24 protein-coding genes are annotated in these 26,767 nt (G+C 73.6%); 11 read left to right on the forward strand and 13 right to left on the reverse strand.

The genetic code is table 11. The features are described from left to right. Window positions 1-2: 2 nt before the first annotated feature. Together ACPPVO_RS38850 and ACPPVO_RS38855 are read right to left on the reverse strand one after the other, a co-directional pair. Window positions 3-1,511 (reverse strand): RICIN domain-containing protein, encoded by a 1,509-nt coding sequence (locus ACPPVO_RS38850; RefSeq protein ID WP_426503552.1) that lies wholly within the window; start codon window positions 1,509-1,511, stop codon window positions 3-5. Between the two features lie 143 nt (window positions 1,512-1,654). Beyond that, complete coding sequence (locus ACPPVO_RS38855; RefSeq protein WP_426503553.1) at window positions 1,655-3,841, reverse strand: sigma-70 family RNA polymerase sigma factor; 2,187 nt, start codon at window positions 3,839-3,841, stop codon at window positions 1,655-1,657. Window positions 3,842-4,222: 381 nt separating this feature from the next. Between ACPPVO_RS38855 and ACPPVO_RS38860 the strand changes: the two genes are divergently transcribed. After that, the gene (locus ACPPVO_RS38860; RefSeq protein WP_426503554.1) at window positions 4,223-5,098 is read left to right on the forward strand and encodes a GH25 family lysozyme; all 876 of its coding nucleotides are present in this window, start codon (window positions 4,223-4,225) and stop codon (window positions 5,096-5,098) included. Between the two features lie 7 nt (window positions 5,099-5,105). Here the strand turns inward: ACPPVO_RS38860 and ACPPVO_RS38865 are convergent, their stop codons facing one another. Next, window positions 5,106-5,894, reverse strand: coding sequence for an SAM-dependent methyltransferase (locus ACPPVO_RS38865; RefSeq protein WP_426503555.1), 789 nt, complete (start codon window positions 5,892-5,894; stop codon window positions 5,106-5,108). Between the two features lie 132 nt (window positions 5,895-6,026). Between ACPPVO_RS38865 and ACPPVO_RS38870 the strand changes: the two genes are divergently transcribed. Both ACPPVO_RS38870 and ACPPVO_RS38875 read left to right on the forward strand, forming a co-directional pair. Continuing rightward, a complete protein-coding gene (locus ACPPVO_RS38870) occupies window positions 6,027-6,827 on the forward strand; it encodes an ABC transporter ATP-binding protein (protein ID WP_426503556.1) in 801 nt (266 codons plus the stop codon). A 3-nt stretch (window positions 6,828-6,830) separates the two neighbouring features. After that, complete coding sequence (locus ACPPVO_RS38875; protein ID WP_426503557.1) at window positions 6,831-9,317, forward strand: FtsX-like permease family protein; 2,487 nt, start codon at window positions 6,831-6,833, stop codon at window positions 9,315-9,317. 33 nt (window positions 9,318-9,350) lie between these two features. Here the strand turns inward: ACPPVO_RS38875 and ACPPVO_RS38880 are convergent, their stop codons facing one another. Next, the gene (locus ACPPVO_RS38880) at window positions 9,351-10,370 is read right to left on the reverse strand and encodes a LacI family DNA-binding transcriptional regulator (RefSeq protein ID WP_426503558.1); all 1,020 of its coding nucleotides are present in this window, start codon (window positions 10,368-10,370) and stop codon (window positions 9,351-9,353) included. A 242-nt stretch (window positions 10,371-10,612) separates the two neighbouring features. Here ACPPVO_RS38880 and ACPPVO_RS38885 point away from each other — a divergent pair, with 242 nt between their 5' ends. Continuing rightward, window positions 10,613-11,632, forward strand: a complete 1,020-nt coding sequence (locus ACPPVO_RS38885) for a polysaccharide deacetylase family protein (RefSeq protein ID WP_426503559.1) — start codon at window positions 10,613-10,615, stop codon at window positions 11,630-11,632. 58 nt (window positions 11,633-11,690) lie between these two features. Here ACPPVO_RS38885 and ACPPVO_RS38890 read toward each other — a convergent pair whose 3' ends face one another. Beyond that, window positions 11,691-12,080, reverse strand: a complete 390-nt coding sequence (locus ACPPVO_RS38890; protein WP_426503560.1) for a VOC family protein — start codon at window positions 12,078-12,080, stop codon at window positions 11,691-11,693. Between the two features lie 10 nt (window positions 12,081-12,090). Continuing rightward, window positions 12,091-13,548: an RNA-guided endonuclease InsQ/TnpB family protein gene (locus ACPPVO_RS38895; protein ID WP_426503561.1), complete on the reverse strand. Its 1,458-nt coding sequence runs from the start codon at window positions 13,546-13,548 to the stop codon at window positions 12,091-12,093. Window positions 13,549-13,775: 227 nt separating this feature from the next. On the opposite strand from ACPPVO_RS38895, the gene ACPPVO_RS38900 reads away from it, so the two are divergent. Genes ACPPVO_RS38900 through ACPPVO_RS38910 form a run of 3 tightly spaced genes read left to right on the forward strand, consistent with a single transcriptional unit; the run spans window position 13,776 to window position 16,736 of the window. Next, window positions 13,776-15,056 carry a condensation domain-containing protein gene (locus ACPPVO_RS38900; RefSeq protein WP_426503562.1) on the forward strand — a complete coding sequence of 427 codons (1,281 nt, stop codon included), beginning with the start codon at window positions 13,776-13,778 and terminating at the stop codon, window positions 15,054-15,056. Window positions 15,057-15,096: 40 nt separating this feature from the next. Then, window positions 15,097-16,062, forward strand: coding sequence for an RNA polymerase subunit sigma-70 (locus ACPPVO_RS38905; RefSeq protein ID WP_426503563.1), 966 nt, complete (start codon window positions 15,097-15,099; stop codon window positions 16,060-16,062). Next, window positions 16,035-16,736 (forward strand): SDR family NAD(P)-dependent oxidoreductase, encoded by a 702-nt coding sequence (locus ACPPVO_RS38910; RefSeq protein WP_426503564.1) that lies wholly within the window; start codon window positions 16,035-16,037, stop codon window positions 16,734-16,736. The genes ACPPVO_RS38905 and ACPPVO_RS38910 overlap by 28 nt, the downstream gene beginning before the upstream one ends. Window positions 16,737-16,743: 7 nt before the next feature. Here ACPPVO_RS38910 and ACPPVO_RS38915 read toward each other — a convergent pair whose 3' ends face one another. Next, window positions 16,744-18,183, reverse strand: a complete 1,440-nt coding sequence (locus tag ACPPVO_RS38915; protein WP_426503565.1) for an MFS transporter — start codon at window positions 18,181-18,183, stop codon at window positions 16,744-16,746. Window positions 18,184-18,267: 84 nt separating this feature from the next. On the opposite strand from ACPPVO_RS38915, the gene ACPPVO_RS38920 reads away from it, so the two are divergent. Further along, on the forward strand, window positions 18,268-18,876 hold the full coding sequence (locus ACPPVO_RS38920) for a TetR/AcrR family transcriptional regulator (protein ID WP_426503566.1): 609 nt from the start codon (window positions 18,268-18,270) through the stop codon (window positions 18,874-18,876). 36 nt (window positions 18,877-18,912) lie between these two features. Here ACPPVO_RS38920 and ACPPVO_RS38925 read toward each other — a convergent pair whose 3' ends face one another. Further along, complete coding sequence (locus tag ACPPVO_RS38925) at window positions 18,913-19,428, reverse strand: hypothetical protein (RefSeq protein WP_426503567.1); 516 nt, start codon at window positions 19,426-19,428, stop codon at window positions 18,913-18,915. 218 nt (window positions 19,429-19,646) lie between these two features. Between ACPPVO_RS38925 and ACPPVO_RS38930 the strand changes: the two genes are divergently transcribed. Further along, window positions 19,647-19,961: a hypothetical protein gene (locus ACPPVO_RS38930; protein ID WP_426503568.1), complete on the forward strand. Its 315-nt coding sequence runs from the start codon at window positions 19,647-19,649 to the stop codon at window positions 19,959-19,961. On the opposite strand, the gene ACPPVO_RS38935 is transcribed toward ACPPVO_RS38930, so the two are convergent. Genes ACPPVO_RS38935 through ACPPVO_RS38950 form a run of 4 tightly spaced genes read right to left on the reverse strand, consistent with a single transcriptional unit; the run spans window position 19,925 to window position 22,898 of the window. Further along, entirely contained in the window at window positions 19,925-20,866 is a 942-nt protein-coding gene (locus ACPPVO_RS38935) for a cation diffusion facilitator family transporter (protein ID WP_426503569.1), read from the reverse strand. The two genes, ACPPVO_RS38930 and ACPPVO_RS38935, sit on opposite strands and share 37 nt — an antisense overlap. Beyond that, the gene (locus tag ACPPVO_RS38940) at window positions 20,856-21,620 is read right to left on the reverse strand and encodes a dienelactone hydrolase family protein (RefSeq protein ID WP_426503571.1); all 765 of its coding nucleotides are present in this window, start codon (window positions 21,618-21,620) and stop codon (window positions 20,856-20,858) included. The genes ACPPVO_RS38935 and ACPPVO_RS38940 overlap by 11 nt, the downstream gene beginning before the upstream one ends. A gap of 10 nt (window positions 21,621-21,630) precedes the next feature. Beyond that, window positions 21,631-22,068: a TIGR03668 family PPOX class F420-dependent oxidoreductase gene (locus ACPPVO_RS38945; protein WP_426503573.1), complete on the reverse strand. Its 438-nt coding sequence runs from the start codon at window positions 22,066-22,068 to the stop codon at window positions 21,631-21,633. Next, entirely contained in the window at window positions 22,065-22,898 is an 834-nt protein-coding gene (locus ACPPVO_RS38950) for an LLM class F420-dependent oxidoreductase (RefSeq protein ID WP_426503574.1), read from the reverse strand. The genes ACPPVO_RS38945 and ACPPVO_RS38950 overlap by 4 nt, the downstream gene beginning before the upstream one ends. A gap of 79 nt (window positions 22,899-22,977) precedes the next feature. Between ACPPVO_RS38950 and ACPPVO_RS38955 the strand changes: the two genes are divergently transcribed. Beyond that, window positions 22,978-24,285, forward strand: coding sequence for a hypothetical protein (locus tag ACPPVO_RS38955; protein WP_426503575.1), 1,308 nt, complete (start codon window positions 22,978-22,980; stop codon window positions 24,283-24,285). A gap of 450 nt (window positions 24,286-24,735) precedes the next feature. Here the strand turns inward: ACPPVO_RS38955 and ACPPVO_RS38960 are convergent, their stop codons facing one another. Beyond that, complete coding sequence (locus tag ACPPVO_RS38960) at window positions 24,736-25,650, reverse strand: hypothetical protein (RefSeq protein WP_426503576.1); 915 nt, start codon at window positions 25,648-25,650, stop codon at window positions 24,736-24,738. A 646-nt stretch (window positions 25,651-26,296) separates the two neighbouring features. On the opposite strand from ACPPVO_RS38960, the gene ACPPVO_RS38965 reads away from it, so the two are divergent. Then, complete coding sequence (locus ACPPVO_RS38965) at window positions 26,297-26,752, forward strand: hypothetical protein (protein WP_426503577.1); 456 nt, start codon at window positions 26,297-26,299, stop codon at window positions 26,750-26,752. The last annotated feature ends 15 nt before the right edge of the window (window positions 26,753-26,767 follow it).

Consider the following 26,767-nt stretch of genomic DNA (forward strand, 5'->3'; position numbering starts at 1 on the left):
GTTCAGACCCCGATGTTCGGCTGCGGGCCGGCGTACGTCTTGACCAGGTTGGGCACGTCGGCCGCCGGGTCGAGGGTGTACGAGTAGAAGCTGTGCGGGTCGAACGCCGAACCCGACGTCTGCTGCTTGCCGCTGCTGTTCACCACGATCGAGCCGGACTGCTTCAGCTGCGCGGTGCTGTCCGGGTAGTACGGGTTGTTCACGTGGTCGAAGTAGCTGTTCTCCAGCACCATCTTGGTCGAACCGCGCGAGTAGTTGCCGTAGCTGGAGATGTTCTGCAGGTAGTTGTTGTACAGATGCGCGTACGCCAGGTTGTCCGCGCTCGGGTTGCGCTGGTTCGTGTCGTGGAACCAGTTGTGGTGGATCGTCATCCGGGCCGTCACGTTCTCGGTCCAGCCGATCCCGAACGTCTTGTTGTGGTTGCCCAGCACGTTCCACGACGCCGTCACGTACGACGTGTCCTTGCGCGAGTCGATGTACCCGTCGTTGATGTTCGTGAACGTGTTGTGGTCGATCCACACGTGATCGGCCGTGTCCATCTGGATGCCGTCGTAGTCGAAGTCCTTGTCGTCCGGATCGTCCGAGGCCACCGCGGTGTCCCCGATCGTCAGGTTCCGGATGATCACGTTGTGCACCCCGGCCCCGAGGAAGAACCCGCCGGCCTTGATCCGGCCGTTCTTGCCGACGCCGATGATGGTCTTGTTCGACGTCACCGGGATCTCGTAGCCGTACGTCGGGTACGTGATCGTGGCGTTCACGCGCACGGTGTACGCGGAGCTCGACGTGGCGTACTTGAGCAGGTCCGCGTAGGTGGTGACGGTGACGGTGGTGCCGCCCGCGCCGCCCGTGGTGCCCTGCGCGAAGCCGTCGGCGGTGTTGGACCAGCTCCGCCCGCCGCCGCCCCCGCCGGTCGTCGGCCCGGAGGTCGCGCCGGTGACGTAGTTGAACGAGAACTGCATCCGGGAGATGTCCGAACACGTCTCCTCGACGATCGGGTTGTTCCCGGCCGTCGAGCCGTCCTTGTCACTGATGCACAACCCCGACGCGACCGACTTCACCAGATACTTCCCGGACGCCGCGGTCGAGGCGGTGAACGTCCACAACTGGTTCGTCTTCGTCCCGTCGCCGCAGCCGTACTGCTGCAACTGCGTCCCCGACGTCGTGGACGCGCTCGGCACGTCGATGCACCGGCCGCTGTTGCCGTTCGCCAGGTTGAACTGGCCGTTCGCCTGCGCGACGGCCTTCCACTGCATGTGCGTGGCCGACGCGTCGCACGCGACCTGCACCAGCAGCGCGCTGTTGTCCCCCGACGCGCCGACGACGTCGACGCACTTGCCGGACGCGCCGGAGGCAAGGGTGTACACGCCGCCGGCGACGGGGGCGGTGGCCGCCTCGGACGGCCAGGCGGTCACGGCCAGGACGGCGGCGGGCACCGCGGCCGTGACGGCGACCGCGGCGATGGTTCGGGGGCGGAGCCACCGGCGGGCGCCGGCGACAGGGGGTGGCGACATGGTCGTCCTCTCCTCGGGGGCGGGGCTTCGGCGCGAGGCGAGAACGAGCGCCGCGCCGACCACTCCCGTAGATGACGAGGACTACCGGCCGATAACGAGAACTCGGGACAAATGTTGGAAGTGCTGATGTACCGGTGAAAGTTTCACGACTCGGACATCGACGCGCCCATGCCGTTGCCCGTGGACAGGAAGTCCGTGGCCGGCAGGGTGCCGTCCGCGCGCCGGGCGCCCTGCGCCGCGGTCGCGTCGGTGGAGCGGAACATCGACGCGGTCCAGGTGCCCTCGTCCCACGTGTTGCGGCTCGTGTGCGCGCCCGTGGCCATGCTGACGGGGGTGGCGTTGCCGATGGCGACGTTGGAGCGCAGCGTCGCCGGCGTGGTCGGCACGCCGAAGCCGATGGCGCCGTTGCGGAACGCGGTGTTGTTGGACAGCTGCAGCTCGGCCGGGTTGCTGCCGTCGGCGAAGCCGTTGTGGATGTTGTCCCAGGCGGCGTTGTGCCGCACGCTGTGGCCCGCCGCGACCGGCGGGCTGCCGCCGCCGAAGGTGAAGCCGTTGCCGTTGCTCTTCCAGCCGGCGACGTTCCAGCGGTTCACGCCGTTGCCGAACGCCCAGTTGTGCTGGACGTCGATCGGGCCGGCGAAGTCGCCGAAGTCGAAGCCGTCGTCGGCGTTGTCGAACGCGCGGCAGCCGCGCACGATGTTGTTCTCGCCGGAGCCGAACTTGATGGCCATGCCGATGCCGGACTGGCCCTGGTCGGCCGGGTCGTGGTTGTTGTAGAAGTCGCTGTCGAGCACCTGGTTGCCGGTCGTGCCGTCGCCGCGCAGGGTCAGGCCCGACTCGACGTTGTCGTGCATCGACAGGCGCACGAACAGGTTCTGCTTGCACGACAGGCACACGTAGGCGTGGCTGGCGGAGTTCTTGACCTCCAGCCCCTGCACGGTCCAGTAGCTGCCGTGCTGGGTGATGGCCCACTTGTCCGCCGGGATCCGGGCCGCGTCGATGACGGGGTGCTCGTCGCCGTAGTTGCTCAACGTGATCCGGTGGGTCTCGTCGCCGTTGGTGTCCAGCACGATCGGCGCGGTCGGCCTGTACGTGCCGCCGCGCAGCGCGATCGTCTGGCCGGGCTTCACCGCGGCCGCGGCCTTGCTGATCGTGGCGAACGGGTGCGCGATGCTGCCGTCGCCGTTGTCGCTGCCGTCGGGAGCGACGAAGTACGCGGCTCCGGTCGGGCCGGCGGTGCCCGTCGGCCCGGGCGGCCCGGCGGGCGCCAGGGAGCCCGCGGGGTGCGGCGGGTCGGGGGCGACCGCTCCCCCGGTCGCCGGCGGCGCGGCGACGCCGGGCGGGCGCTCGTCGCCGGTCAGCGGCGTCTCGTAGACCGCGAAGGCGAGCCCGCCGCCGGCCACGAGCACGACCGCGGCGACCGCGGCCGCCTTGGTCTGCACGACGTGCTGCAGGTGGGTGAGCACCCCGGTGTGGACGGCGGCGTGGGCGCCGGCCGCGGCGTGGGCCCCGGCGGCCGCGTGCGCGCCGGCGGCCTTGAACCCCTCCAGCGCGAACACCGGCAGGGGCAGCGCGGCGATGCCCGGCAGCAGCTTCTCGGGGGCCAGCAGGTCACCGGACAGCTGGGAACAGCGGCGGCAGCCGCGCACGTGCCGGGTGATCCGCTTGCGCCACAGCGCGTCGGTGGCGCCGTCCCACGGCCTGAGCATCTCGGCGAGGTCCGGGCAGCGCGGCGTGGCGCGCAGCGCCCGCACGAGCCCGCGGGCCGCGTCGAGCTGGGCCCGCATCCGCTGGACCCGCACGGCGGCGTGGGTCGGGCGCACCCCCATCGCGGCCGCGAGCTCGGACCGGGTCAGCTCCCCCGCCGCCTCCTGCCACCACAGGGCCAGCAGGTGCCGGTCGTCGTCCTCGAGCCACCGCGTCGCCTCGGCCAGCTCGCGGCGCTGCCCGGTGAGCATGAGCCCGGTGATGCTGCGCTCCTCGAAGTCGCCGCCCGGGTCGGCGAGCTCCTCCGGCACCTCCCGCGCCGGCGGGTGGCGCCGGGTCGCGCCGCGGCGGTGCATCTGGATCTGCCGGTAGGCGATCGCGACCACCCAGGAGCGGAACCGGGCCGGCTCGCGCAGCCCCGGCAGCCCGCGCACGACCTGGATCATCGTCTCCTGGACGAGGTCGTCGACGTCGGCGTGCCGGTTGAGGGCCCGCCCGATCACGTTGTAGATGAGCGGCAGGTGCGCGGCGATGAGCTCGTCGAGGGCGCGCTCGTTGCCGGCCTGCGCGGACCGCACGAGCGAGGTCGTGTCCTGGACCGGCACGGTCTCACCCTGCGTCACCGCTGCTTCCCCTCCACCCGCGGCCCGGGCGCCCACGGAGGGCACCGCCCGGACGACCCTGGCGAAGCCGTATGTTGGCACACCCCATCAGGCGTGTAAAGGCGCCGTAACATAGGTGGAAACGAATGGCCGGAAAGATGTTATTGCTCCCATCGCCCCGGCATCTACACAGTGCCGGTTCTGTCTCCGGTCACTTTCCGTCACGAACGGACGCCGCAACGCGCGGTTTGTCCGCCGCGACCTCGACGTCGGCCCCGGACCCCGGCCGGCGGCCGCGCGGCGGGCCGCTGAACGTTTCAGCGGCCCGCCGGACGGGGTGGCGGCGGGCCGGGTGGCGTTCCTCGACCTGCCGGGTGGGCGCGGACGCGGCACACTGGATGAGTGCCGGAGCGGTGGAGGGTGGTGTGGCGCGTCGTGCGCCGGCGTCTCGTCCGCATGGCCCGCACCCCTCACGAACGCCGTTCGGTCGCGTTTGTGCTGCTCGTGCTGACCGGCGCGATCTGGGGCGTGGCGTCCGCGCCGCCGCTGGCGCCGGTGCCGGGCCCGCCGCCGGAGCCGCCCTCGCCCGAGGCGGTCGCCGCGATCGAGAAGAACCGGCCGGTCGGCTTCGACATCGGCGGCATCGACATCTCCAGCCACGACCACCGCAAGTTCACGGTGCACTGGCCGACCGAGGTGGCGGCCGGGAGCCAGTTCGTCTACGTGAAGGCGACCGAGGGCCTGACGTACGTCAACCCGCACTTCAACGCCGACTACACCGCGGCCCGCGCGGCGGGCCGGTACGTGGGCGCCTACGTGTACGCCCGCCCGGACAAGGGCGACCCCGTCGGGCAGGCCGAGCACTTCCTGCGCCATGCCCGCTTCGCCCGCGACGCGCGCACCCTGGTGCCGTTCGTCGACCTCGAGTGGCCCTACGACGGGCTCAAGACGGGCGACTGCTACAACCTGAGCCCGGCCGAGATGCGGGCCTGGATCGGCGCGTTCATCGGCCGCATCGAGCGCGAGGTCGGCCGCAAGCCGATGATCTACACGAACACGTTCTGGTGGAACCCGTGCACGGGCAACGACGCCTCGTACGCCGGCTACCCCCTGGACATCGCCAACTACACGAAGGGCCCGCCGAAGCTGCCGGCGGGCTGGACCACGTTCGCGCTGTGGCAGTACGCCCCGGGCGACCCGGACCAGGCCCACAGCCACGACCGCGACGTCGTCAACGGTGGCCCGGCGGGGCTGAGGGCGCTCGCCTGGCCCCCGTGACCCTGCGTCACGGCTTCCGGGCGACTCCGCCGTAGAGGGCGGCCTGGGCGTCGGTCAGCGGGGCCGACGCGTCCGGCCGCCACTGCAGGATCGGGACCACGCCCGGCTCGACGAGCTCGAGGCCGTCGAAGAAGCGCGCGACCTCGGCACGGTCCCGCAGGCGGGTCGTGATGCCCTGGGCGCGCATGATCGCCGCGAAGCGCCCCCACTCCTCGGGCTCGAAGTCGGCCGTGATGTGCGACAGCACCAGGTAGCTGCCGCTGGGCAGGGCGTCGAGGAGGCGGCGGACGATGGCGTAGGGCTCGTCGTCGTCCGGCAGGAAGTGCAGGATCGCGAACAGCAGCAGCGCCACGGGCTCGCGCAGGTCGAGGTTGTCGCGCAGCTCGGCCGCGCGCAGGATGCCGTCGACGTCCTGCAGGGTCGAGTCGACGTACGCCGTGCGGCCCTCGGGCGTGCTGGTCAGCAGGGCCCGGGCGTGGGCCAGCACGATGGGGTCGTTGTCGACGTACACGATCCGGGCCGAAGGATCCACGGACTGGGCGATCTCGTGCACGTTCGGCGAGGTCGGCAGCCCGGTGCCGACGTCGAGGAACTGCCGCACGCCCGCCTCGGCGAGGAAGCGGACCGTGCGGGCCAGGAAGGCGCGGTTCTGCAGCGGCGCCGTGGCCGCGTTCGGGTTGACCTGCAGGCCCGCCTGGGCCGCGGCGCGGTCGGGGGCGAAGTTGTCCTTGCCGCCGAGCAGGTAGTCGTACACCCGGGCCGGATGGGGACGCTCGGTGTCGAAGGGGGCCGCCATCGATGCTCCTCGGGTCGTGGTAGTGCCTGCTGTACCGCGGTTGGCCAGTGTGCTGCATCGCCCGTCGCCGAACCGAACCATAGCGTTTCCAGTGCGCGCACCCTACCTCGACGACACGAAAGGGCATCAGCCATGTCCGTCATGACAGCGTCCGCCGCGGCGGTACGCGTGGAGGGCCTCACGCGCACCTACGGCGCCGGGCCACAGGCGGTGCACGCCCTGGCCGGCGTCGACGCCGTGTTCGCGCGGGGCACCTTCACCGCGGTGATGGGCCCGTCCGGCTCGGGCAAGAGCACCCTGCTGCAGACCGCCGCCGGGCTGGACCGGCCCACGTCGGGCCGCGTCTTCATCGGCGACACCGAGCTCTCGCGGCTGTCCGAGACGCGGCTGACCGAGTTGCGCCGCGGCCGGATCGGCTTCATCTTCCAGGCGTTCAACCTCATCGGCGCGCTGAGCGTCGCCGAGAACATCGAGCTGCCCCTGCGGCTGGCGGGCGCCCGGCCCGACCCGGCGTGGCTGGCGCACGTGGTGGACCGTGTGGGCCTCGCCGAACGGCTGCACCACCGCCCGGCCGAGCTCTCCGGCGGCCAGCAGCAGCGGGTGGCCATCGCCCGCGCCCTGGCGAGCCGCCCCGACGTGGTCTTCTGCGACGAGCCGACCGGCGCGCTGGACACGAACACGGCCGCCGACGTGCTGGCGCTGCTGCGCGGGATCGTCGACGAGCACGGCCAGACGGTGGTGATGGTGACGCACGACCCGGTCGCCGCCTCGTACGCCGACCGCGTGCTCGTCCTCGCCGACGGCCGGATCGTGCGCGACGTACCGCAGCCGGGCGTGGAGCGGATCGCGGCGCTGCTGGCGTCGCTCGACCGCCGCACCGGCGCGCCGGCGCCGTCCGGCCCGCGCGCCGGCGCTGCGGTGCTGGGGGGCTGACCGATGCTGGCCTTCCGCATGCTGCGCCACCGTCCCGGGTCCGCCGTCGCGACCCTTCTCGCCCTGGTCGCCGGGGCCGTGATCCTCACCGCCATGGGCGTGCTCGTCGAGTCGGGCCTGCGCTATACGCCCCCGCCCGGGCGGTACGCCGCGGCCGACATCGTCGTCGCCCGCCCCGACGTCACCGTCACCGGCCGCGACCTCGACGGCTCCACCATCACCAGCACGATCGCCCTGCCCGAGGGCGGCACGGTGCCGGCCGCGCTGGCGACGCAGATCCGCGCGCTGCCCGGGGCCGCGCTCGTGGTCGTCGACGAGACCGTGCCGGTCGCGCTCGCCGGCGGCGTGGTCGAGGGGCACGGATGGGCGAGTGCACAGCTCACGCCGTACACCCTGAAGGAAGGCAATCCCCCGAGGACCGACGACGAGATCGTCGCCGCCGCGGGCCTCGGCCTCACCCCGGGCGCCACCGCGGACGTCGTGGTGGGCGGCCACCCGCTGCGGTTGCGGGTCAGCGGCGTGGCCACCGGCCCGGCCCCGGCCCTGTTCTTCACCGACGCCCGCGCGGCCGCCCTGTCGGCGCACCCGGACCAGGCCGGCGCCATCGCCGTCAAGGTCGGGCCCGGCACCTCCCCGGCCGCGCTCAAGGCCGGGATCGAGCGGCTGGCCGGCCCCGATACGCGGGTGTACTCCGGCCCCGACCGCGGCCGCGCGCTGCGCTCCGACGACGGGGCGGCCCGCGAGCTGCTGGTCCTGGCGGGGGCGAGCTTCGGCGGGTACGTCGTGCTGCTCGTCGTCTTCGTCGTCGCCGGCACCGTGGGCCTGTCGGTGCGCCACCGCCGCCGCGAGCTGGCCCTGCTCCGCGCGATCGCCGCGACCCCGGGCCAGGCCCGCCGCCTGATCATGGCCGAGGCCGCCGTGGTGAGCGCGGTCGCCGCGGCCGTGGGCGTCCCGGCCGGCCTGCTGGCGGCGCGGTGGGTGCACGACGAGCTGGTCGGCCGCGGCTTCATCCCGGCGTCGTTCCCGATGGTGCCCGGCGTGCTGGCCGCGGCCGCGGTGGCGGTGCTGACCGTGGCGTCGGCGGTGCTGGCGGCCCTGATCGCCGGCCGGCGGATCACCCGGGTCCGGCCGACGGAGGCGCTGGGCGAGGCGGCGGTCGAGCCGGCCCGCGGCGGCAAGGTGCGTCTGATCTCCGGCGTGGTGTTCCTGTCGGGCGCGGCGACCGCGAGCTCGTTCACCGTGGCCGCGAGCGGCCAGAGCGCCCTGGCGTCGGCGACGGGCATGCTGTACCTCTTCGTGGCCGCGGTCGCCCTGCTGGCCCCGTGGATCAACGCCTTCGCGGCGCGCGTGCTGGCGCGCGTCCTGCGGGGCCCGAGCGGCCGCCTGGCCGCGGCCAACCTGCGCGCGAACGCCCGCGGCTCCGCGGCCGTCCTGACGGCTCTGGTCCTGGCTGTCGGTTTCGGCGGTTCGGTGTGGTTCGTCCAGAACAACCTCGAACGCGGCACGGTGTCGCAGTCGCGCGCCGGCCTGCAGGCGGACCGCGCCCTGGTCGCCCCGGCGGGCCTGCCCCCGTCGGCGGCCGAGGAGGTGCGCAAGATCCCGGGCGTACGGGCGGCGACGGGCGTGTCGCACACGAGCGTCGTGGTGACCTTGATGGGCGAGCCGGACACGGCGCCCGCGCAGGTGGTCGACCCCGCGAACCTGTCGGCGACGATGGATCTCCGGGTGACCGAGGGCCGCCTGGACGCCCTGACCGCGGACACGATGGCGGTGTCGTCGATGCGCGCGGCGACGCAGGGCTGGCACGTGGGCACACGGGCGGACCTTCGCCTGGGCGACGGCACGCCGGTGACGCTGACGGTGGTCGCCCTGTACGACCGCGGTCTGGGCTTCGGCGACGTGACCCTGGCGCGCGCGGCGGTGGCGGGCCACACGGCGGCGGCGGTGGACGAGGCCGTCCTGATCCGCACCGGCCCGGGCGCGGGCTCCCCCGCGGATGTCGACGCCGCGCTGGCCGCGATCGCGGCCCGCTACCCCGGCGGCCGGGTCACCGGCGCGGCCGAGCTCACCGCCCGGGTCGGCCACGATCTCGCGGTCAGCGCGTGGCTGAACCGGCTGCTCATCGGCGTCATGGTCGGGTACGCGGCGCTGGCCGCGGCCAACGTCATGGTGATGGCGGCGCTGTCGCGGCGGCGGGAGCTCGCGCTGCTGCGGCTGGTCGGGGTGACCCGCCGGCAGGCGAGGCGGATGGTGCGCGCCGAACAGGCCGGGCTGCTGGGCACCGCGCTGCTGCTCGGGGTCGCGATCGCCGCGGTCACGCTCGTCGCCGTGGTCCGGGCGCTGACCGGGAGCCTGCTGCCGTACGTGCCGCCGCTGGGCTGGGTCCTGGTGCTGGGCGGGGCGACCGTGCTGGCCCTCGTGACCACGATCCTGCCGATCGGCCGGCTGCTGCGAGCGCCGCTGATGGAGAACATCGGTCAGCGCGAGTAGCCCCCGGGTCCAGCGGTGCCGTCCCGCGCGGGGTCATGCGCGCGGGGCGGCCGAGCTGTCGCGCACGATCAGTTCCGTCGCCAGCTCCACCCGCGGAGTCTCGATCGTCTCCCCGTGGGCCATGCGCAGCACCGTACGCGCCGCCAGCAGCCCCATCTCCGCCAGCGGCTGGCGCACCGTCGTCAGCGGCGGCGAGGCCCAGCGGCTCTCCGGCAGGTCGTCGAAGCCCACCACCGACACGTCGTCCGGCACGCGCAGGCCGCGCTGCCGGACCGCCTCGTACGCGCCGAAGGCCATCTGGTCGCTCGAGGCGAAGATCGCCGTCGGCGGGTCCGGCAGGGACAGCAGCGCCTCGGCCCCCGAGCACCCGGACTCGTGGTAGAAGTCGCCCTGCTGGACGAGGGCGGGGTCGGTTTCGAGGCCGGCCGCGGCCAGGGCGGCGCCGTACCCGTCCAGCCGCGCCCGGCTGCACAGCAGGCGCTTCGGGCCCGCGATGAAGCCGATCCGCCGGTGGCCCAGCGACAGCAGGTGCTCGGTCGCGCGCAGGCCGCCGGCCCAGTTCGTGGCGCCCACCGTCGGTACGTCGATCGTCGGCACGCCGGCCGGGTCGATGACGGCCAGCGGGATGTCCTGGCGGCGCAGCTCGGCGTGCAGCGGCGGGGTCACGTCGGAGGTCACGAAGATGACGCCGTCGGTGGCGCGGGCGCGCAGGTTCTGCAGCCACTGCCGGGCCGAGGCGGGCTTGTCGTGGATGGCCGACACGACGGTGCCGATGCCGGTGGCGTGCGCGACCTCCTCGACGCCCCGGATGATCTCGACCGCCCAGGGGCTGTCCAGGTCGTTGAAGACCAGGTCGATGAGGTTCGCGGCGGGCTTGTTCCGGGCGGTCCGGCGGCGGTACCCGTGCTCGCGCAGGATCGCCTCGACCCGCTCCCGCGTCTGCGGTGACACGTCGGAGCGCCCGTTGAGCACGCGGGACACCGTGGGTACCGACACGCCGGCCTCCCGCGCGATCGCGGTGATGGTGACCCGGCCTGCGTCCTCGACTGACACGAGCATCCCCTTCAACTGTTTTCGATATTTTCGCACGCCCTGACTTTCCGGAACCAATTCCGGAATTTTCAGCGATGTACGGTAGCAAACTCCCATGTCATAGCAGCTGAACCGGCTAAGGCATTATCGGAAATCTTTGACACCGCCGGAAGGCCGCCCAATACTGACGCCATCGACAACCGTCAACCCGGCTGCCCCACCGGGTCGCGGCACGCTGCCTTGCCAAGGAGGAAAGCGCGCACATGAACAAACGCATCGGGCTGATCGCCGGCGCCCTCGCGCTCGCCGCGGGGGTCACGTTCGCCGTCGGGGTGGTCGGGGCCGCCCCGGCCCGGGCCGCCACCTGCAACGGGTACGTCGGGCTCACCTTCGACGACGGCCCGTCCAACGACCACACGCCCGCGATCCTGAACGCCCTGCGCCAGAACGGCCTACGGGCCACGATGTTCAACGAGGGCCAGTACGCCGCCGCGTACCCGGCCCAGGTCAGCGCCCAGGTCGCCGCGGGCATGTGGGTCGGCAACCACAGCTACACCCACCCGCACCTGATCCAGCAGAGCCAGGCCCAGATCGACTCGGAGATCTCCCGCACCCAGCAGGCGATCGCCAACGCCGGCGGCGGCACGCCCAAGCTGTTCCGGCCGCCGTACGGCGAGACGAACGGCACGCTGCAGGCCGTCGAGCAGAAGTACGGCCTGACCCAGATCATCTGGGACGTCGACTCGCAGGACTGGAACAACGCGAGCGTCGACGCCATCGTCGCCGCGAACGCCCGCCTCACCAACGGCCAGGTCATCCTCATGCACGAGTGGCCGGGCAACACCCTGACCGCCATCCCGCGCATCGCGCAGGGCCTGGCGAGCCGCAACCTGTGCGCGGGCATGATCTCGCCGCAGACGGGCCGCGCAGTGGCCCCCGACGGCGGTGGCACGCCTCCGGGCGGCGGCGGCACCACGCCTCCTCCGGGCGGCGGCACGACTCCGCCTCCGGGCGGTGGCGGCGGTTGTACCGCCACCCTCTCGGCCGGGCAGAAGTGGGGCGACCGGTACAACCTCAACGTCGCGGTCTCCGGCTCCAGCGCGTGGACCGTCACGATGAACGTGCCGAGCCCCGCGAAGATCTCGGCGACGTGGAACGTCAACGCCACCTGGACGAGCTCCCAGGTGATGGTGGGCAAGCCGAACGGCAGCGGCAACAACTTCGGCGTGACCATCATGGCCAACGGCAACTGGAACTGGCCGTCGGTCTCGTGTAGTACCTGACCGTCGGGCTCGCGGTGGCGTGCGATCCCGCGCCACCGCGAGCCCGCAACGGGCCGCGTTACGGAACGGCCTGCCCGAGCCCGATCATGTTGCCCTCGGAGTCGCGGAACCACGCGCCCCGCTCGGCGCGGCCCTTGCTGGGGTAGTTGCCGGCGATGTCCATGATCCCGCCGACGCAGCCCTCGTACTCCTCGAAGACCACACCCCGCGCCCGCAGCCGCGCCACCGCCGCCTCGATGTCGTCGACGTAGAACGCGAGCTGCGTGAACGACCCGTCCGACCTCCCGGCCGAGGCGAACAGGCAGAACACTCCGGCGGCGCCCTCGTACCGCAGCCCGCCCTCGCGCTCCTCGACGGGCTCGAGCCCGAGCTTCTCGGCGTACCACCGCCGCGCCCGCGGCAGGTCCTGCGTGGGGATGCGCGCCTCGACGCGCGCGTCGCGCAACATGAGATCGAGACTAGTGCTGTGACCGCAAACGTTCGCCGGGTTGTGGCGTTGTTTGTGGTTCCTCGCCCGCGGGTGCGGTCGAGCGACTCCCTACTACCGCTGTGTGTGGTGGTGGGGCGGGCCTCAGCCGGCCGAGGGACCCGTGCGCGCGACGTGGTCGGCGTGGGTCACGCCGGGACGGTCCGGCACCGGGCAGGTGCCGTCCCGCTCGACGGTGCGTGAGCACGCACGGCAGCACCGCGGCCGCCGTGGTGGTGTTGGTGCCGCCGCCCGGCCCGGTCGGGGTGCGGGTGGCGATGGTGGCGGCCGCGAGCAGGTCACGGTGCCCGGAGGTGTTGCAGTGGTGGCAGATCATGGTCCGGCCGGCGGGTTTGCGGACACGTTGCCGGCAGGCGGGGCAGGTGGAGGAGGTGCCGCGCTCGTCGACGAGGTGCACGGTGATCCCGGCCAGGTCGGCCTTGTCCCGCAGGACCGTGATCGCCCGGCCGATCTGCCACTGCCGCAGCCGCAGGTTGTGCCGCCGCCCGCCGTCGAGGGTGAGGACGCCGCGCGGGTCACCGACGGTCAACGTCCCGACCCGCTGCTGCACCGCCCACGCGATGACCGTCTTCGCGGCTTCGTGCTGCGCCTGCCGGACTCGGCGGCGGTGCCGGGCCTCGACCAGCCGAGCCCGGCGCCGCTGTTTGCGCCACCGCCGCGACCCCCGCTGGCCAGGTGCCGGGGCGTGGCCTGCGCAGGCCCGGCGGCGGGCTTTGGTGTCGGCCAGGTGCATGCGGTGCTCGGCGCGGATCGCCCGACCGGACACCAGCAACCCGTGCCCGTCCGGCCCGGCCACCGCGTAGGGGTGGATCACGCCCAGGTCCACCCCGGCAACCCGGCCCGGGTCGGGTGCGGCGTCGTCAGGGTAGGCGGTGACCGGGATCTCAGCGGTGACCTCCAGCCACAATCGGCCACCCTCCGCCAGCAACGTCACCGACCGGACCTGCCCGGCCGGATACGGCACCGCCCGGTCCAGGCGCACCCGCAACGGCCGGCGACCGGCGGCGGTCGGCAGCCGCAGGTGCCGCCCGTCCAGGGTGAACGTGCCGTGATACCAGCGCACCGGCACCAACGCACGCCGACGCCGCGGAAACCGGGCCGTGCCATCACCCGCACGGCGGCGCTTCGCCGCAGCGAACCACGCATCCGAGAAGCGGCGCAGCACCGACCGGGCACCAGCGGAGTCGAGGTCGCCGAACGTGCCCGGACCGGACACCGCCAACTCCCGGCACAACGCCTGATACGACACCAACGGCGTGTCCCGCCGCCGCTGCCGCCACACATTCACCTCCAGCACGCACGCCCACACGTCACCGGCCGAGCGCAACAACCCGAAACAGCGGCTCCGCTGCGCGCGCGTCAGACGCAGACCGACCCGGGCGGTGCGATACACCACCCGCGACGCATCCGGATCCCGACGACGAGGCACACCAACGTTTTAGCACACACGTATGACACAACCCGGACCGCGTCAACCCGGCCAACGTTCGCGGTCACAGCACTAGCCGGGTTGGTCCGGAAGCGCCCATATCCCTGTAACGGGAGATATTTCAAGTAGCGAAGTAAGCCGAACGGTCGATCGCGCAAGGGTTTGCGGCGATGCCAGCATTCATGGTGACGGATGTCGGCACGGGGGTTCGCAGACAGGAGCTCACCGTGCTGGTGGATCGCATCGCCGTGCCGTTCGAGGGGCGCGGGGCCGGGGCCGGGCCGCTCGCGTGGGGCCAGCGGCAGGTCTGGGACGCGATGGTCGACATCGGCTCGTCGCTGCCGATGGGCGGCGTCGCCCCGGTCACCGACGGGCGCACGGTCGCCGACTTCGCGGACGAGCTGCGCTTCCACATGAGCCGCTACCCGTCCCTGCGCACGCTGCTGCGATTCGGCGGCGACGGTACCGTCACCCAGGAGATCTTCGCCGCCGGCGAGGCGGTGCTCGAGGTGCACGAGGGCGAGGACCCGGCCGCGACCGCCGAGGCGCTTGCGGTCCGGTGGCGGGAGCGCAAGTTCGGCTACGACTGCGAGTGGCCGCTGCGCATGGGCGTGGTCCGCCATCGCGGCGCGGTCACGCACGTGGTCGCGCTCATGTGCCACATCGCCGCGGACCTCGGCGGGGTCGAGGTCATGATGCGCGACCTGGCCGCCGCCGAGCCCGGCCCGCACGCCGCCCCGTCGCCGCTCGAGCTGGCCCGGGCGCAGCGGGAGCCGGCGATGCAGCGGCAGACGGCGGCGGCGATGCGGTACTGGGAGAGCCACCTGCGCCGCGTCCCGCTGAGCCTGCTCGGCGACCCGGTGGACCGCGGCGACCCGACGTTCTGCCGCATCCACTGGCGCTCCCGGGCGCTGCACCTGGCCTCGGCGAACCTGTCCGCGCGGCTCGGCGCCGACCCGGCGTGGGTGCTCCTGGCCGCGATCGCGACCGGCCTGGACCGCGCGGTGCCCGGGCGCGGGCCGTTCGTGGCGCTCGGCATCATCGGCAACCGGTTCCGCCCGGCGCTGCGCGAGGTCGTCAGCCCGCTGACCCAGGACGGGCTGTGCGTGCTCGACGTCGCCGGGGTCACCGCGCCGGAGGCGATCGCGCGGGCGCGCACGGCGTCGATGAGCGCGTCGAAGTACGCCTACTACGACCCGGCCGCCCGCGCCGAGCTCGAGGAGCGGGTCGGGCGCGAGCGCGGCGCCCGGGTCGACCTGCGGGTGCTGTACAACGACCGGCGCACGACCCCGATGGCCGCCCCGGACGGCGCGGACCCGCGGGCGGCCCGGGCCGAGACCAGCAGCCGGGAGGAGCCCGCCGCGTTCCTCGGCCCGAAGCTCATGTTCCACGTCGAGGACGACCCCGGCGCGGTGAGCCTGGTCATGGAGGTCGACACCCGGTACCTCGCGCTGCCCGACGCCCGCCGCCTGCTCGACGAGGCCGAGCGGTTCGCCGTGGAGGCCTGACCCGCGACCAGTTCCCGGCCCGCCGCGGGTCAGTACACGCATGGGAGTCGACGAGGATTTCACCGCGCGCACCGGCGGCTACCGGGGCGAGCTGCTGGCCCACTGCTACCGGATGCTCGGCTCGGCCGAGGAGGCCGAGGATCTGGTGCAGGAGACCTACCTGCGGGCCTGGCGCGGCTGGGGCGCGTTCCAGGGGCGGGCGGCGGTGCGCACCTGGCTGTACCGGATCGCCACCAACGCGTGCCTGACGGCGCTGCGGCGGCGGGCGCGGCGGCCGTTGCCGTCGGGGCTGGGCGGCCCCGCGGCGGACCCGGCGGCGCCCATGTCGGCCACGGCGGAGGTGCCGTGGCTGCAGCCGTTCCCGGACGCGCTGCTCGCCGCCGCCGACGCGGACCCGGCCGCGGTGGCCCAGGCCCGGGCCGGGGTGCGCCTGGCGCTCGTCGCGGCGCTGCAGCACCTGTCCGCCCGGCAGCGGGCGGTCCTGCTGCTGCGCGACGTGCTGCAACGGCCGGCGGCGGAGGTCGCGGCGCTGCTGGGCACGACGACCACGGCGGTCAACAGCGGGCTGCGGCGGGCCCGGGCGCTGCTGGCCGCCTCCCACCCCGTCGCCGACGAGCTGGCCGAGCCGCCCGAGCCGGCGCGGCGGGCACTGCTGGACCGGTTCGCGGCGGCGATCGAGGCGGCCGACGTGCGCGCGTTCGCGGCGCTGCTGCGCGACGACGTCACGCTGGAGATGCCGCCCTTCGCGGCCTGGTTCGCGGGCCGCGCCGCGGTGGTGCGCTGCGCCGAGCTGCACCTGCTGACCGGGCCGGGCGACCTGCGCCTGGACCCGACGCGGGCGAATGGACGGGAGGGCTTCCTGGTGTACCGCCACAATCGGCCCCATGCCGTGCTCCTGCCGGTCCCGAAGGCCGGCGGGATCGTGGAAATCATCAGCTTCGTCGGCGAGTTCCGGCCGGAGCGGTGGTCTGTACCGGCATGGAGTTCAACGACACGACAGTCCTGATCACCGGGGCCGGCCGCGGGATCGGCCGGGCCCTGACCGAGGAGTTCCTGCGCCGGGGCGTGCGGCGGGTGTACGCCGGGATGCGCGCCCCGCTCCCCCACGCCGACCCGCGCGTGGTACCGCTGGCGCTCGACGTCACCGACGAGGAGCAGATCCGGGCCGCCGCGGCGCGCGTCGACGCGCTCGATGTGCTGGTCAACAATGCGGGCGTGTTCGAGCCCGACGACCTGACCGGCCGGGCCGCGCTGGAGCGGCACCTCGCGGTCAACCTGTTCGGGCCGTGGGCGGTGACCGGGGCGTTCGAGCCGCACCTGGTCGCGGCCGGCGGCACCGTGGTCACAAACGTTTCGCTGATGGCCCTCGCGCCGCTGCCGGTCACGCCCGCGTACTCGCTGTCGAAGGCGGCCGCGCTGTCGCTCACCCAGTCGCAGCGGGCGCTGCTGGCCGGCCGCGGTGTGCGGGTGCACGCGGTGCTGACCGGCCCGACCGACACCGACATGACCCGGGACCTGCCGATCCCGAAGGCCACGCCGGAGTCGGTCGCGGCGGCGATCCTCGACGCCGTCGAGCGCGGCGAGGAGGAGATCTTCCCCGACCCGATGTCGCACCGGCTGGAGAGCGGCTGGCGCGACGGGGTCGCCAAGGTGCTGGAGCGGCAGAACACCGCGGCCTGACCCGCCGCTACTCCTCCGGCAGGGCCGCGTCGGTCGTGGCCGTGTGCTTCGGGATGAAGACCGCGAGCAGCGCGGCCACGACCGCGGCGCCGGCGCAGATGGCGAACAGGGTGCGGTACCCGGCCAGCGACGGCAGGGCGTGCCCGGCCAGGCTGATCGTCTGCGCGGCCAGGATCGCGCCGCCGATCGCGCTGGCCAGGGAGCTGCCGACGCTGCGGAACAGGGCGTTGAGGCCGTTGGCCGCGGCCAGCTCGGCGCGCGGGGCGGCGTGGATGATGAGGCCCGGCATCGCCGCGTAGGCGATGCCGGTGCCCGCCCCGGCGATGGTGGCGCCGAGCACGACCTGCCACAGCGAGTCGACGAGCACGATCCGGGTCGCGAACCCGGCGGCGATGATGAGCGAGCCGATGATGAGCGCGGTCCGCGGGCGCAGCCGGGCCGAGAACGGCGACAGGAGCAGCATCGCGATGCCGCCGGGCAGCATGCACAGGCCGCCGGCGAGGACGGACTTGCCGAAGCCGTACCCGGTGGCGGCCGGCGCCTGCACGTAGGAGGCGGTGCCGATCAGGGTGGCGAACAGCGCGAACCCGACGCACAGCGAGGCGACGTTGGTCAGCAGCAGCGACGGGCGGGCGGTGGTGCGCACGTCCACGAGCGGCGAGGCGCGGCGCAGCTCGACGGCGACGAACACGACGAGGAGCACGGCGGCGGCCGCGAGCAGCCCGATGGTCCGCGGGCTCGACCAGCCCCACGACGACCCCTGCGCCAGCGGCAGGAGCAGGGCGAGCATGGCCGCGCCGAGCAGGGCGGTGCCGACGAGGTCCATGCGGCCCTGGGCCACCCGGGCCGGTTCGCGCACGAGCAGCACGATGCCGGGCACGGTGAGGATGCCGCCGGCGACGCAGACCCAGAACAGCACGTGGTAGTCGGCGTACTCGGCGATGAGCCCGGCCAGGGGCAGGCCGAGGGCGCCGCCGACGCCGAGCATGGCGCTGATCAGGGCGATGCCGGCGGGCGCGTGCTCCCGGGGCAGGGTGACGCCGATGAGGCTGATGCTCAGCGGTACCGCCGCGACCGACAGGCCCACGACCGACCGCCCGATGATCATGACGGTGAGGTCGTTCGCGAGGGCGCAGATCAGCGACCCCACGACCAGGGCGGCCAGGGTGACCAGAAGCATCCGGCGGGTGCCGAACAGGTCGCCGAGGCGGCCGAAGGCGGGCACCGCGACCGCGCCGACCAGCAGCGTCGAGGTGAGCAGCCAGGCGACCCCGTCGCTGCCGGCCTTGAGGTCGACGGCGAGCTGGGACAGGACGGGGACCAGCAGCGACTGGGTCAGCGACACCATGAGCGCCGCGGTGCCGATGACGAGCACGACGACGAGCTGCCGGCCGGTCCAGGCCCCGCGCACGGATGCGGGTGCGGCCTTGACGGCTGTCTGGGACATGAGCGCGGACTCCAGGTTCGAGGAATGTGGCACAATCTGCCACGAGGCAGAGCCTGCCACGAGACCGCCCGGGTGGACGTACAGTTGAGACCGCCATCACACGGAAGGAGCCGCGCGATCGAGAGCCTCCGCGACCGCAAGCGTGAGCAGAGCCGCACGGCCACCGCCGAGGCGGCGTGGCGGCTGTTCATCGAGCGCGGCTACGACCACGTGACCGTGCAGGACATCTGCGCGGCGGCCGACATCGCGCCGCGCACCTTCCACCGGTACTTCGCGGCCAAGGAGGACGTGGTCGCCGAGCCGGTCCGCGGGATGACCGCCCTGACCCACGAGCGCATCGCCGCCGCCCCGCCCGGCACCGCCGACGCCGAGGTGCTGCGCGTGGCGCTGCTGGCCGTCGGCCGGTTCGTCGTCGAGCACCGCGACCTGCTGCTGGGCCTGCGGACCGTCGCCCTGCAGTCCGCCCACCTGCGCGGCAGCCAGCCCGGCGTGCGCCCCGACGAGGAGGCCCAGCTCGCCGACCGCCTCGCCGAGCGCGGCGGCGCGGTGGACTGGCGCCGCCGGCTGCTCGTCGGGTGCGCGATCGCCGGGTTCCGGGTCTGGTACGACGACTACTTCCGCGGCCGCACGGACGACCCCCTGGCGCACCTGGACGAAATTCTGTCCGCCGTCCAGGTAACGCCCGGGGCGTGACGCGGCCCGAGGCCGGGTCGCTGTGCGAAACCCGCGTCACGCCCGGGGCGTGACGTGGCCCGGGCCCGGCTCGGTGTCCGCCGTCCAGGTAATGCCCCGGGCGTGACGCGGCCCGAGGCCGGGTCGTTGAGAATCCGTGTCCACGAAGCGCCGCCTGCTCGCCGCCGCCGTGTTCCTGCTCGCCCTCGCCGGGGCCGGGCCCGCGACCGCCGGGCTCGCCCAGCCCGGGGTCGTGAGCGAGCGCCCGGTCGCGTGGACGCCGAACGTGCTCGACGGCACCGTCACCGCGATGGCCGTGGTCGGCTCGACCGTCGTCGTCGGCGGCAACTTCAGCCAGGTCGCGGACGCGGGCACCGGCGTGCGGTACCGACGCCGGCATCTCTTCGCCTTCGAGCTCGGCACCGGGCGCATCCTCGGCGCCGCGCCCGCGCTGGACGGGCCGGTGACCGCGCTCGCCCCGGCCCCGGACGGCACCGGGGTCGTCGTCGCCGGCCGGTTCGGGCGGGTCAACGGCGAGGCGCGCACCGGCCTGGCCGAGCTGAACGCGGCCACCGGCGCGACGGTCCCCGGGTTCGCCGCGACCGACGCCTACGCAAGCTCCTGCAACTCGCTCTACGACAGCTACCTGCGCGGCGTCGACTTCGCCCCCGACGGGACCTGGCTCGTGGTGACCACGACCGGCGGCCTGTCCAGCTCGGTCCGGATGTGCGACAGCGCGGCCCGCCTCGACGTGACCGGCACCGGCAGCCACCAGCCACCAGCCGGCGTGGATGAACCGCACCGGCGGCAACACCCTGTGGTCGGTGGCCGTCACCACCGCCGCCGTCTACGTCGGCGGGCACCAGCAGTGGATGGACAACCCGAAGGGGCACAAGAGCAGGGGCCCGGGGGCGGTACCGCGGCCGGGGATCGCCGCCCTCGACCCGGCCACCGGCGCCGCGCTGCCGTGGAACCCGACCCACAGCCGCGGCGTCGGCGTCGGCGTCCTTGTCACGTGCCCGGCCGGGCTGCTGGTCGGCTCGGACACGGACCGGATCGGCGGGGAGTATCACGGCCGGATCGGGCTGCTCCCGCTCACCGGCTGATAGATGTCGGGCTCGACGAAGATCAGCGTGGCGATCGGCACCGCGGCCCGGATCCGCGCCTCGGCGCTGTTGGTCGCGGCCGAGATCTCCTCGGCGACGGTACCCTCGGCCACCGTCACCTTGACCGCGACGAGCAGCTCGTCCGGGCCCAGGTGCATGGTGCGCAGGTGCACGACCCGGTCGAACAGCGGCTCGGCGAGCAGCGACTCGCGGATCCGCGCGACGTTCGCCCTCGACGCGGCCTCGCCGACGAGCAGGCTCTTGGTCTCCATCGCCAGGATGCACGCGATCGCCACGAGCAGCGCGCCGATGAGCAGGGTCGCGATGCCGTCGAAGATCGCGTTGCCGGTCAGCACCGACAGCCCGACGCCCAGCAGCGCCACGACGAGGCCGGTGACCGCGCCCGCGTCCTCGAGCAGGATGGTGGGCAGCTCCGGAGCCTTCGCGTGCCGGATGAACTGCCACCAGCTGCGGCCGCCGCGGGTCTCGTTGGCCGCCCGCGCGGCGGTGAGCAGGGCGTAGCCCTCCAGCCCGATCGCGATGACCAGGATGGCCACGGCGACGAGCGGGGACTCGAGGTCCTTCGGGTGCTGGACCTTGTGGTAGCCCTCGTAGAGCGCGAACAGCCCGCCGAGCGTGAACAGCACGATCGAGACGATGAAGGCGTAGATGTAGCGCTCCCGCGCGTAGCCGAACGGGTGCTGCTCGTTCGCCGCCCGCCGCGACCGGCGGCCGCCGACGAGCAGCAGCGCCTGGTTGGTGGTGTCGGCGAGGGAGTGCACGGCCTCGGCGAGCATCGACGACGAGCCGGTGACGATCGCGCCGACGGCCTTGCTGACCGCGATGCCGAGGTTCGCCGCGAGGGCCGTGACGACCGCGCGGGTGCTGCCGCCCTCAGCCGCCATCGAACACCTCGGCCAGGAACGCCTCGAGCGCGCGCCAGCTGCGGCGGTCGGCGACGGCGTGGTGGGCCTCGCCGGGCAGCGTGAAGCCGTGCACGGCGCCGGCGTAGGTGGTCACCTGCCAGTCGAGGTCCTCGCGGGTGCGCAGCTCGTCCTGGAACTTCGCCACCGCCGCGTCCGGCACGACCTCGTCGGCGCCGCCGGTGAGCACCAGCAGCGCGCCGTCGATCGCGGCGACGTCGGCGGGCTCGTGGGCGATGAGGCCGCCGTGGAACGACACCGTGCCGCGCAGCGGGGCACCGGTGCGCGCGAACTCCAGCGCGGCCGAGCCGCCGAAGCAGTACCCGATGACGGCGATCCGGGCCGCGTCGACCTCCGGGCGCGCGGCCAGCACGTCGTAGGCGGCCCGGACCCGGGCGCGCAGCAGCGGCAGGTCGCCGTAGTACTTGCGGGCCTCGGCGCTGGAGTCGTCGTCGTTGTCGAAGCGGCGGCCCTGGCCGTAGACGTCGGCGCAGAACGCGAAGTAGCCCAGCCGGGCGAGCATGTGCGCGCGGGCCTTCGGGTACTCCCGCAGGCCGGTCCAGTCGTGCACGACCAGCACCGCCGGCTTCGGCCCGGCCACGGCGGCGTCGTGCACCGAGAAGCCCTCCATGACCCGGCCGTCGTGCTCGTACGTCACCACCGACTCCTCCGGGCGCGCGCCGGGCGCCGCGACGGTGTCGATGAGCTGCTGCAGTACCGGAGAGAAGTCCGTCATGATCAGAACTCTACGGCCCCGCCTCCTGCGGCGCGCCGGACGCCGCCCAGCCCGACCAGCGAGCGACGTCGATGGCGATCAGGCCGCCGCGCAGGGCGAAGCCCGGGTAGCGTCCGCCGAGGCGATCCACGGCCATCCGGCCCTCCGGCGCGTCCGGGTCCACGTCGCGGGCGGAGCCGTCGGCCCGCACCCACCACAGCGCCGACCAGTCCTCCTCGTAGTGGTCGGCCAGCACCGCGGCCCGCGGGTTCGCGGCCAGGTTGGCCAGGCGCCGCAGGGCCAGGTGCCGCTTGGGCTTGGCGTCGACGCCGTGGTAGATGGTGTCGGCGTCCACGGCGAACACGATCGGGACCACGTGCGGGCGGCCGTCGGGTGTCGCCGTGGCCAGGTGGGCGACCCGGGCTCCGGCGAACCGGCGGCGCGCCTCCACCGCCGCGAGCCCGGTCACGACGCCTCGCCGGCGAAGACGGCGATCGCCTGCTCCCACTTGTCCAGGGCCCGCTCCACGGTCGAGCGCGGGCCCGACGGGACCCACCGGTTCGCGCGCTGCACGCCGGCCTCGTGCAGGCGCTGCAGTACCGCCGGATCGGCCGGCGCCGAGATCACCTGCACGTCGACGGGGCGCTCGGCCCGCGCACGCAGCTCGCGGATGCGCTCGAAGATGCCCTCCTCGTAGTTGGGGAACCAGGCGTCGCCGAACGCCAGCACCCGGTCGAGCACGCCGGGGCCGTCGCCGCCGACGAGCACCGGCGGGTGCGGCCGCTGCACGGGCTTCGGGTAGGACCAGATGCGGTCGAAGTTCACGTGCCGGCCGTGGTAGGTCGCCTCGTCGTCGCGCCAGATCGCCTGCATCGCCTCGACCCGCTCGCGCAGGACCGCCATCCGCACCCGCGGGTCGGTGCCGTGGTTGCGCATCTCCTCCCGGTTCCACCCGGCGCCGACGCCGAACTCGAACCGGCCGCCGGAGAGCTGGTCGACCGACGCGACCTCCTTCGCGGTGATGATGGGGTCGCGCTCGATGACGAGGCAGATGCCGCTGCCGATCCGCAGCCGGCCGGTGGCCGCGGCGGCCGCGGTCAGCGCGACGAAGAGGTCGTAGGTGTGCCAGTACCGCTGCGGCAGTTCCCGCCCGTCCTGGTAGGGCGTCTCCCGGGCGGCCGGGATGTGGGTGTGCTCGGCGAAGAACAGCGCCGAGTGCCCGCGCCCCTCGACCAGCCGGGCGAGCGCGCCCGGGTCCATGGCGTTGTGCGTGGGGAAGTACCCGACTCCGAAGTCCATATCCCATTGCTACAACACCCTGCCCCGGGACCGGATCACCCCTGCCGGAATTACCGTGGGCTGTGGAAGGATTGCGCGCGTGGCAGAGGTCCTCGACCGGCACGAGCGGCGCCGCCGCGCTGAACTCGCGGGGGTGTGGGCCCGGCTGCGCGAGGTCGGCATCGAGCCCGCCTTCGGCCCCCTCACCCCGACCTACGACTTCTACGGCAAGGTGCCCGGCAACCTGACCGGCCTCGTCGTCGGCGAGCCCCACAACACCGGCCGGATGCAGGTCACCGTGGTCGCCGCCCGCCGGATCGTGCCGCCCGGCCAGGGCGGGCTCTCCGCCGACGGGCACGTCTGGACCCGCGACGTCGACATCGAGCACGACCTCGCCGACAGCGACGCCGTCGTGTTCGAGGTGACGCTGCTCGACGGCGTCGCCGGCGTCCCGGGCGAGCCGGCCTCGGTGTGGGCGCCGCGCCAGCTCGTCGTCGATGAGGAGGCGGTCGTCGACGCGGTGCGGCTGTGGCACGGGTACCGCGACATGCTCCGCGCCACCCCGCCGAAGCCCGGCCCGCAGCGCCGCCGGGCCCTGCGCGCACGCACTGCCGCCGCCCGCCGGACGGCCGCCGCGGCGCCCCGGGTCCGCGTCGCGGCCGGCCCGGCCGAGCTGCCCCCGGCGCTCGGGCTGCGCCTCGCCGAGCTCGACCACGCCGCCCTGGCGTTCAACTTCCCGCGGGACCGCACCGGCCGGTACGCCCGCAGCGCCGTCGTCGCCCTCGCCGGCGACGGCACCGTGCTGAGCAAGCGCGGGCCGTGGCTCGCTGTGCGGGCCGATGGCGACACGCTAGTCGTCGGGGTCGAGGGGCTGATCGGCGCGAACCAGGACCACCGCTGGGACCGGCTCCCGTGGCTGTGGAGCGCGGCCCACGCCGAAGCCCCGGCGGCGGTACGGTGGCAGCTTCCCGACGCCGCCGGCGCCCGCCCCGTCGTGAGCCTGCTCGACCGGCACGCCCCCGCCGAGGCGCTGGCGTCGTGCGGGGTCGAGCTGGACGAGGACCTGAAGGCGCTGCTGGCCGGCTACCCGATCACCTACGGCTTCGCCCGGCACACCGAGACGTGGGTGAAGCGGCTGTACGAGCAGCTGCAGCTGTGCGCGCCGTGGCGGCTCGCGGCCGCGTACGAGGTGCACCAGGACGAGCGGCGGGCGGTGCGGCGCCCGACCGGCGAGCCGATCGCGCTGTTCGGGCTCAAGGGCATGAACCAGCAGTCCAAGCCCATGGTCGGCCTCGACTGCGGCAACGGCGCGCCCCGGCTGAGCATGATCTGGACGGCGAGCAACGTGCGCCTGCCGCACGAGCTGTGGCAGTGCCCGGCCGACCTCGAGGCGGAGCTGTATCCCTAGCTATCCCTAGCTCGCTGTATCCCTAGCTCGCTGCGCTCGCGGTGGGGGAGCTTCGCTCCACCCACACCCCCTCAAGACCTGCACCGGCGTGCTCGACCGGCCAGGCCGCTCCACGGCGTCATCTCGCCCGTCACCTTGATGTGCCACGAGCGCGGGTCGAGGTCGCCTCACGACGTCATCTCACCTGGCCACGCTGGCGCGCCATTTTTACTTGGACGGGGGGCTGACAAACGACGCTCGGCCGATGGTGCGCGGGAGCCTCCGGCCCCCGCAACGGGTAAGCGTGGTCCCTTTTCGTCGTTGCCCACGGTTATGCCTCTTGGCCGTTGTTTGCCGGCGGGTTCGTGCGGGCCATCATTCGGTGGTCCCGGAAGCTGCGCCGTGTGAAACGGGATTCCTGTGTGCTGGGCTACCCGCCACCGCATTTCACCGCCGCACCGCAACGGACAATCAGGATTCCGGCGCTGGCGGTCCGTTGGGGTAATGGTCGGCCGCCACGCGTTTTCGATAGCGCCGGACGAATGTGCAGTTCACCGGCCTCCGTTCGATTGTTTCGCGCTTCGGGGCGCCAGCGCGTCGACGTGATTGTGGCACGCGACGGTTTGGATGCGTGGGCGCGGGCCGCCGGACGCTTTCCGTGCCCTGCTGTGGCGCGGGATCGCCGTCGCGGCCGGCGGAGGCTTGCTCGACGAAGGGCTCCTCCGGGCGGGCGGGAGGTTCGGTCTGCTCGACCGATGGGAGCGGCGAGGCGGGGAGTTCAGCCTGCTCAGCGAGCGGAACAGGCAGCTCGGCCCGCTCGGCGGGCAGGACCGGCGCGGCGGAAGGTTCGACCGGCTCAACCGACGCGAGCGGCGAGGCGGGGAGTTCAGCCTGCTCAGCGGGCCGGACAGGCAGCCCGGCCCGCTCGGCGGGCAGGACCGGCGCGGCGGAAGGTTCGACCGGCTCAACCGACGCGAGCGGCGAGGCGGGGAGTTCAGCCTGCTCAGCGGGCCGGACAGGCAGCCCGGCCCGCTCGGCGGGCGGGACCGGCGCGGCGGAAGGTTCGACCGGCCCGGCCGACGGGACGGGGCATTCGGCCTGCTCAGCGAGCGATTCTGGCGGCATCGGCGCGAGGGCTTCCCGGGCCCGCTCCTCGAAGTACGCGTCCGCCGCCTCGACACTGCCGAACTTGTCGCGGAGCTTCTTGTCGTACCGCTGAGCAAGCCCCCAGTCCCGATGCCTCTTGTGTTCCTTCCGAAACTTCTCACCGGCAGGCGAATAATTACGCCGCCGAGTAACGTCATACATAGCAGTAATTTCGGCCCGGCTGAACAACCCCCGCTGTCCCAACACATATCGATTATCCCAAACCGCGACGAAGAACATTGCCCCGTTTCACATGGCGCACAACAGGGACCACCGAATGATGACCCGCACGGACCCGGCGGCAACGACGGCCAAGAGGCATAACCGTGGGCAACGACGAAAAAGGACCACGCCTACACGTTGCGGGGGCCGCAGGCCTCCGCGCACCATCGGCCGAGCGTCGTTTGTCAGCCCCCCGTCCAAAGTAAGCCGCCCGTGAGGAGCTCCACGACCTCGATCCGCCGATACGCGGCCAGGGGCGGCCGACGAGGCTGACCAGACCGATGGGCATGCCGCAGATGTCCGACGCGAGCGCCGCGATGTCGTCGAAGTCCGCCTCGGGCGGCGTGTCGAGCACCGCCGTCGCGTAGAGCGCGGCGTGTCGAGCACCGCCGTCGCGTAGAGCGCGGCGAGCCGTGCGGCCTCCCGTTCGGCTTCCATCGCCTTCATGATCGCAGGATTGTGTCCCCCACTTTTCCGGACATGTCCGAAATTTCGCTCGCTCGTTAAGCCCCGCGACGGTAGCGGTTCGAGGGAGCGGTGTGATGAACAGAGTCCGGGCGGCAGTACTCGGCGCCGGGCTGGGCGTGCTGGCGGGGTACCGCACGCCGCCGCCCTGGCCACCGACCACTCCGGCAACCTGTTCGTCGCGACGGCCACCGAGATCATGCGCCTCACCCCGTCCGGCGCCCGCTCCCGCGTGGTGGCGTCCGGCGCGTCGTCGCTCACCGTCGGCGCCGACAACACCCTGTACGCCGGCGGAGGCTGCACCGTGCGCCGGTTCCGCCCCTCCCCCTACACCCCGGACGGCACCGTGCCCGGCCCCTGCGCCGCGTCCCTGTTCACCGCCGCCGACGGGATCGTCTACTACACCGACGCCCGGACAGGCGCGATCGGCCGCATCGGCCCGGCCGCCCCGCCCGCGCCGAGCGCCGCGTACGAGGCCGGCGCGGCGGCCCCGACCGCACCGCTCGCCGCGGACGCCGCCGCCAAGGCCCCCGCCGCCGACGACGGTTTGGGCACCGCCGCGAGCCGCGAGGCGGCCCTGCTGGCGGGGGTCGCGCTCCTCGCCGCCCTCAGCGGCACCCTGGCCCACCGCCGCCGGGCCGTGAACGTTTCATAGCCGTCCGGCGCCGGG

The organism is Dactylosporangium sp. McL0621, from assembly GCF_049995355.1.
In the GTDB taxonomy this organism is placed as follows: Bacteria; Actinomycetota; Actinomycetes; order Mycobacteriales; family Micromonosporaceae; genus Dactylosporangium.

What these genes read in the sequence shown, in the direction of transcription:
- ACPPVO_RS38905 (WP_426503563.1), top strand. Translation starts at nt 15,097, where the DNA reads ATGGGAGTCGACGAGGATTTCACCGCGCGCACCGGCGGCTACCGGGGC.
- ACPPVO_RS38940 (WP_426503571.1), bottom strand. Translation starts at nt 21,620, where the DNA reads ATGACGGACTTCTCTCCGGTACTGCAGCAGCTCATCGACACCGTCGCG.
- ACPPVO_RS38935 (WP_426503569.1), bottom strand. Translation starts at nt 20,866, where the DNA reads ATGGCGGCTGAGGGCGGCAGCACCCGCGCGGTCGTCACGGCCCTCGCG.
- ACPPVO_RS38930 (WP_426503568.1), top strand. Translation starts at nt 19,647, where the DNA reads ATGAACCGCACCGGCGGCAACACCCTGTGGTCGGTGGCCGTCACCACC.
- ACPPVO_RS38950 (WP_426503574.1), bottom strand. Translation starts at nt 22,898, where the DNA reads ATGGACTTCGGAGTCGGGTACTTCCCCACGCACAACGCCATGGACCCG.
- ACPPVO_RS38850 (WP_426503552.1), bottom strand. Translation starts at nt 1,511, where the DNA reads ATGTCGCCACCCCCTGTCGCCGGCGCCCGCCGGTGGCTCCGCCCCCGA.
- ACPPVO_RS38875 (WP_426503557.1), top strand. Translation starts at nt 6,831, where the DNA reads ATGCTGGCCTTCCGCATGCTGCGCCACCGTCCCGGGTCCGCCGTCGCG.
- ACPPVO_RS38910 (WP_426503564.1), top strand. Translation starts at nt 16,035, where the DNA reads ATGGAGTTCAACGACACGACAGTCCTGATCACCGGGGCCGGCCGCGGG.
- ACPPVO_RS38870 (WP_426503556.1), top strand. Translation starts at nt 6,027, where the DNA reads ATGTCCGTCATGACAGCGTCCGCCGCGGCGGTACGCGTGGAGGGCCTC.
- ACPPVO_RS38890 (WP_426503560.1), bottom strand. Translation starts at nt 12,080, where the DNA reads ATGTTGCGCGACGCGCGCGTCGAGGCGCGCATCCCCACGCAGGACCTG.
- ACPPVO_RS38885 (WP_426503559.1), top strand. Translation starts at nt 10,613, where the DNA reads ATGAACAAACGCATCGGGCTGATCGCCGGCGCCCTCGCGCTCGCCGCG.
- ACPPVO_RS38865 (WP_426503555.1), bottom strand. Translation starts at nt 5,894, where the DNA reads ATGGCGGCCCCCTTCGACACCGAGCGTCCCCATCCGGCCCGGGTGTAC.
- ACPPVO_RS38915 (WP_426503565.1), bottom strand. Translation starts at nt 18,183, where the DNA reads ATGTCCCAGACAGCCGTCAAGGCCGCACCCGCATCCGTGCGCGGGGCC.
- ACPPVO_RS38965 (WP_426503577.1), top strand. Translation starts at nt 26,297, where the DNA reads ATGCGCCTCACCCCGTCCGGCGCCCGCTCCCGCGTGGTGGCGTCCGGC.
- ACPPVO_RS38960 (WP_426503576.1), bottom strand. Translation starts at nt 25,650, where the DNA reads ATGTTCTTCGTCGCGGTTTGGGATAATCGATATGTGTTGGGACAGCGG.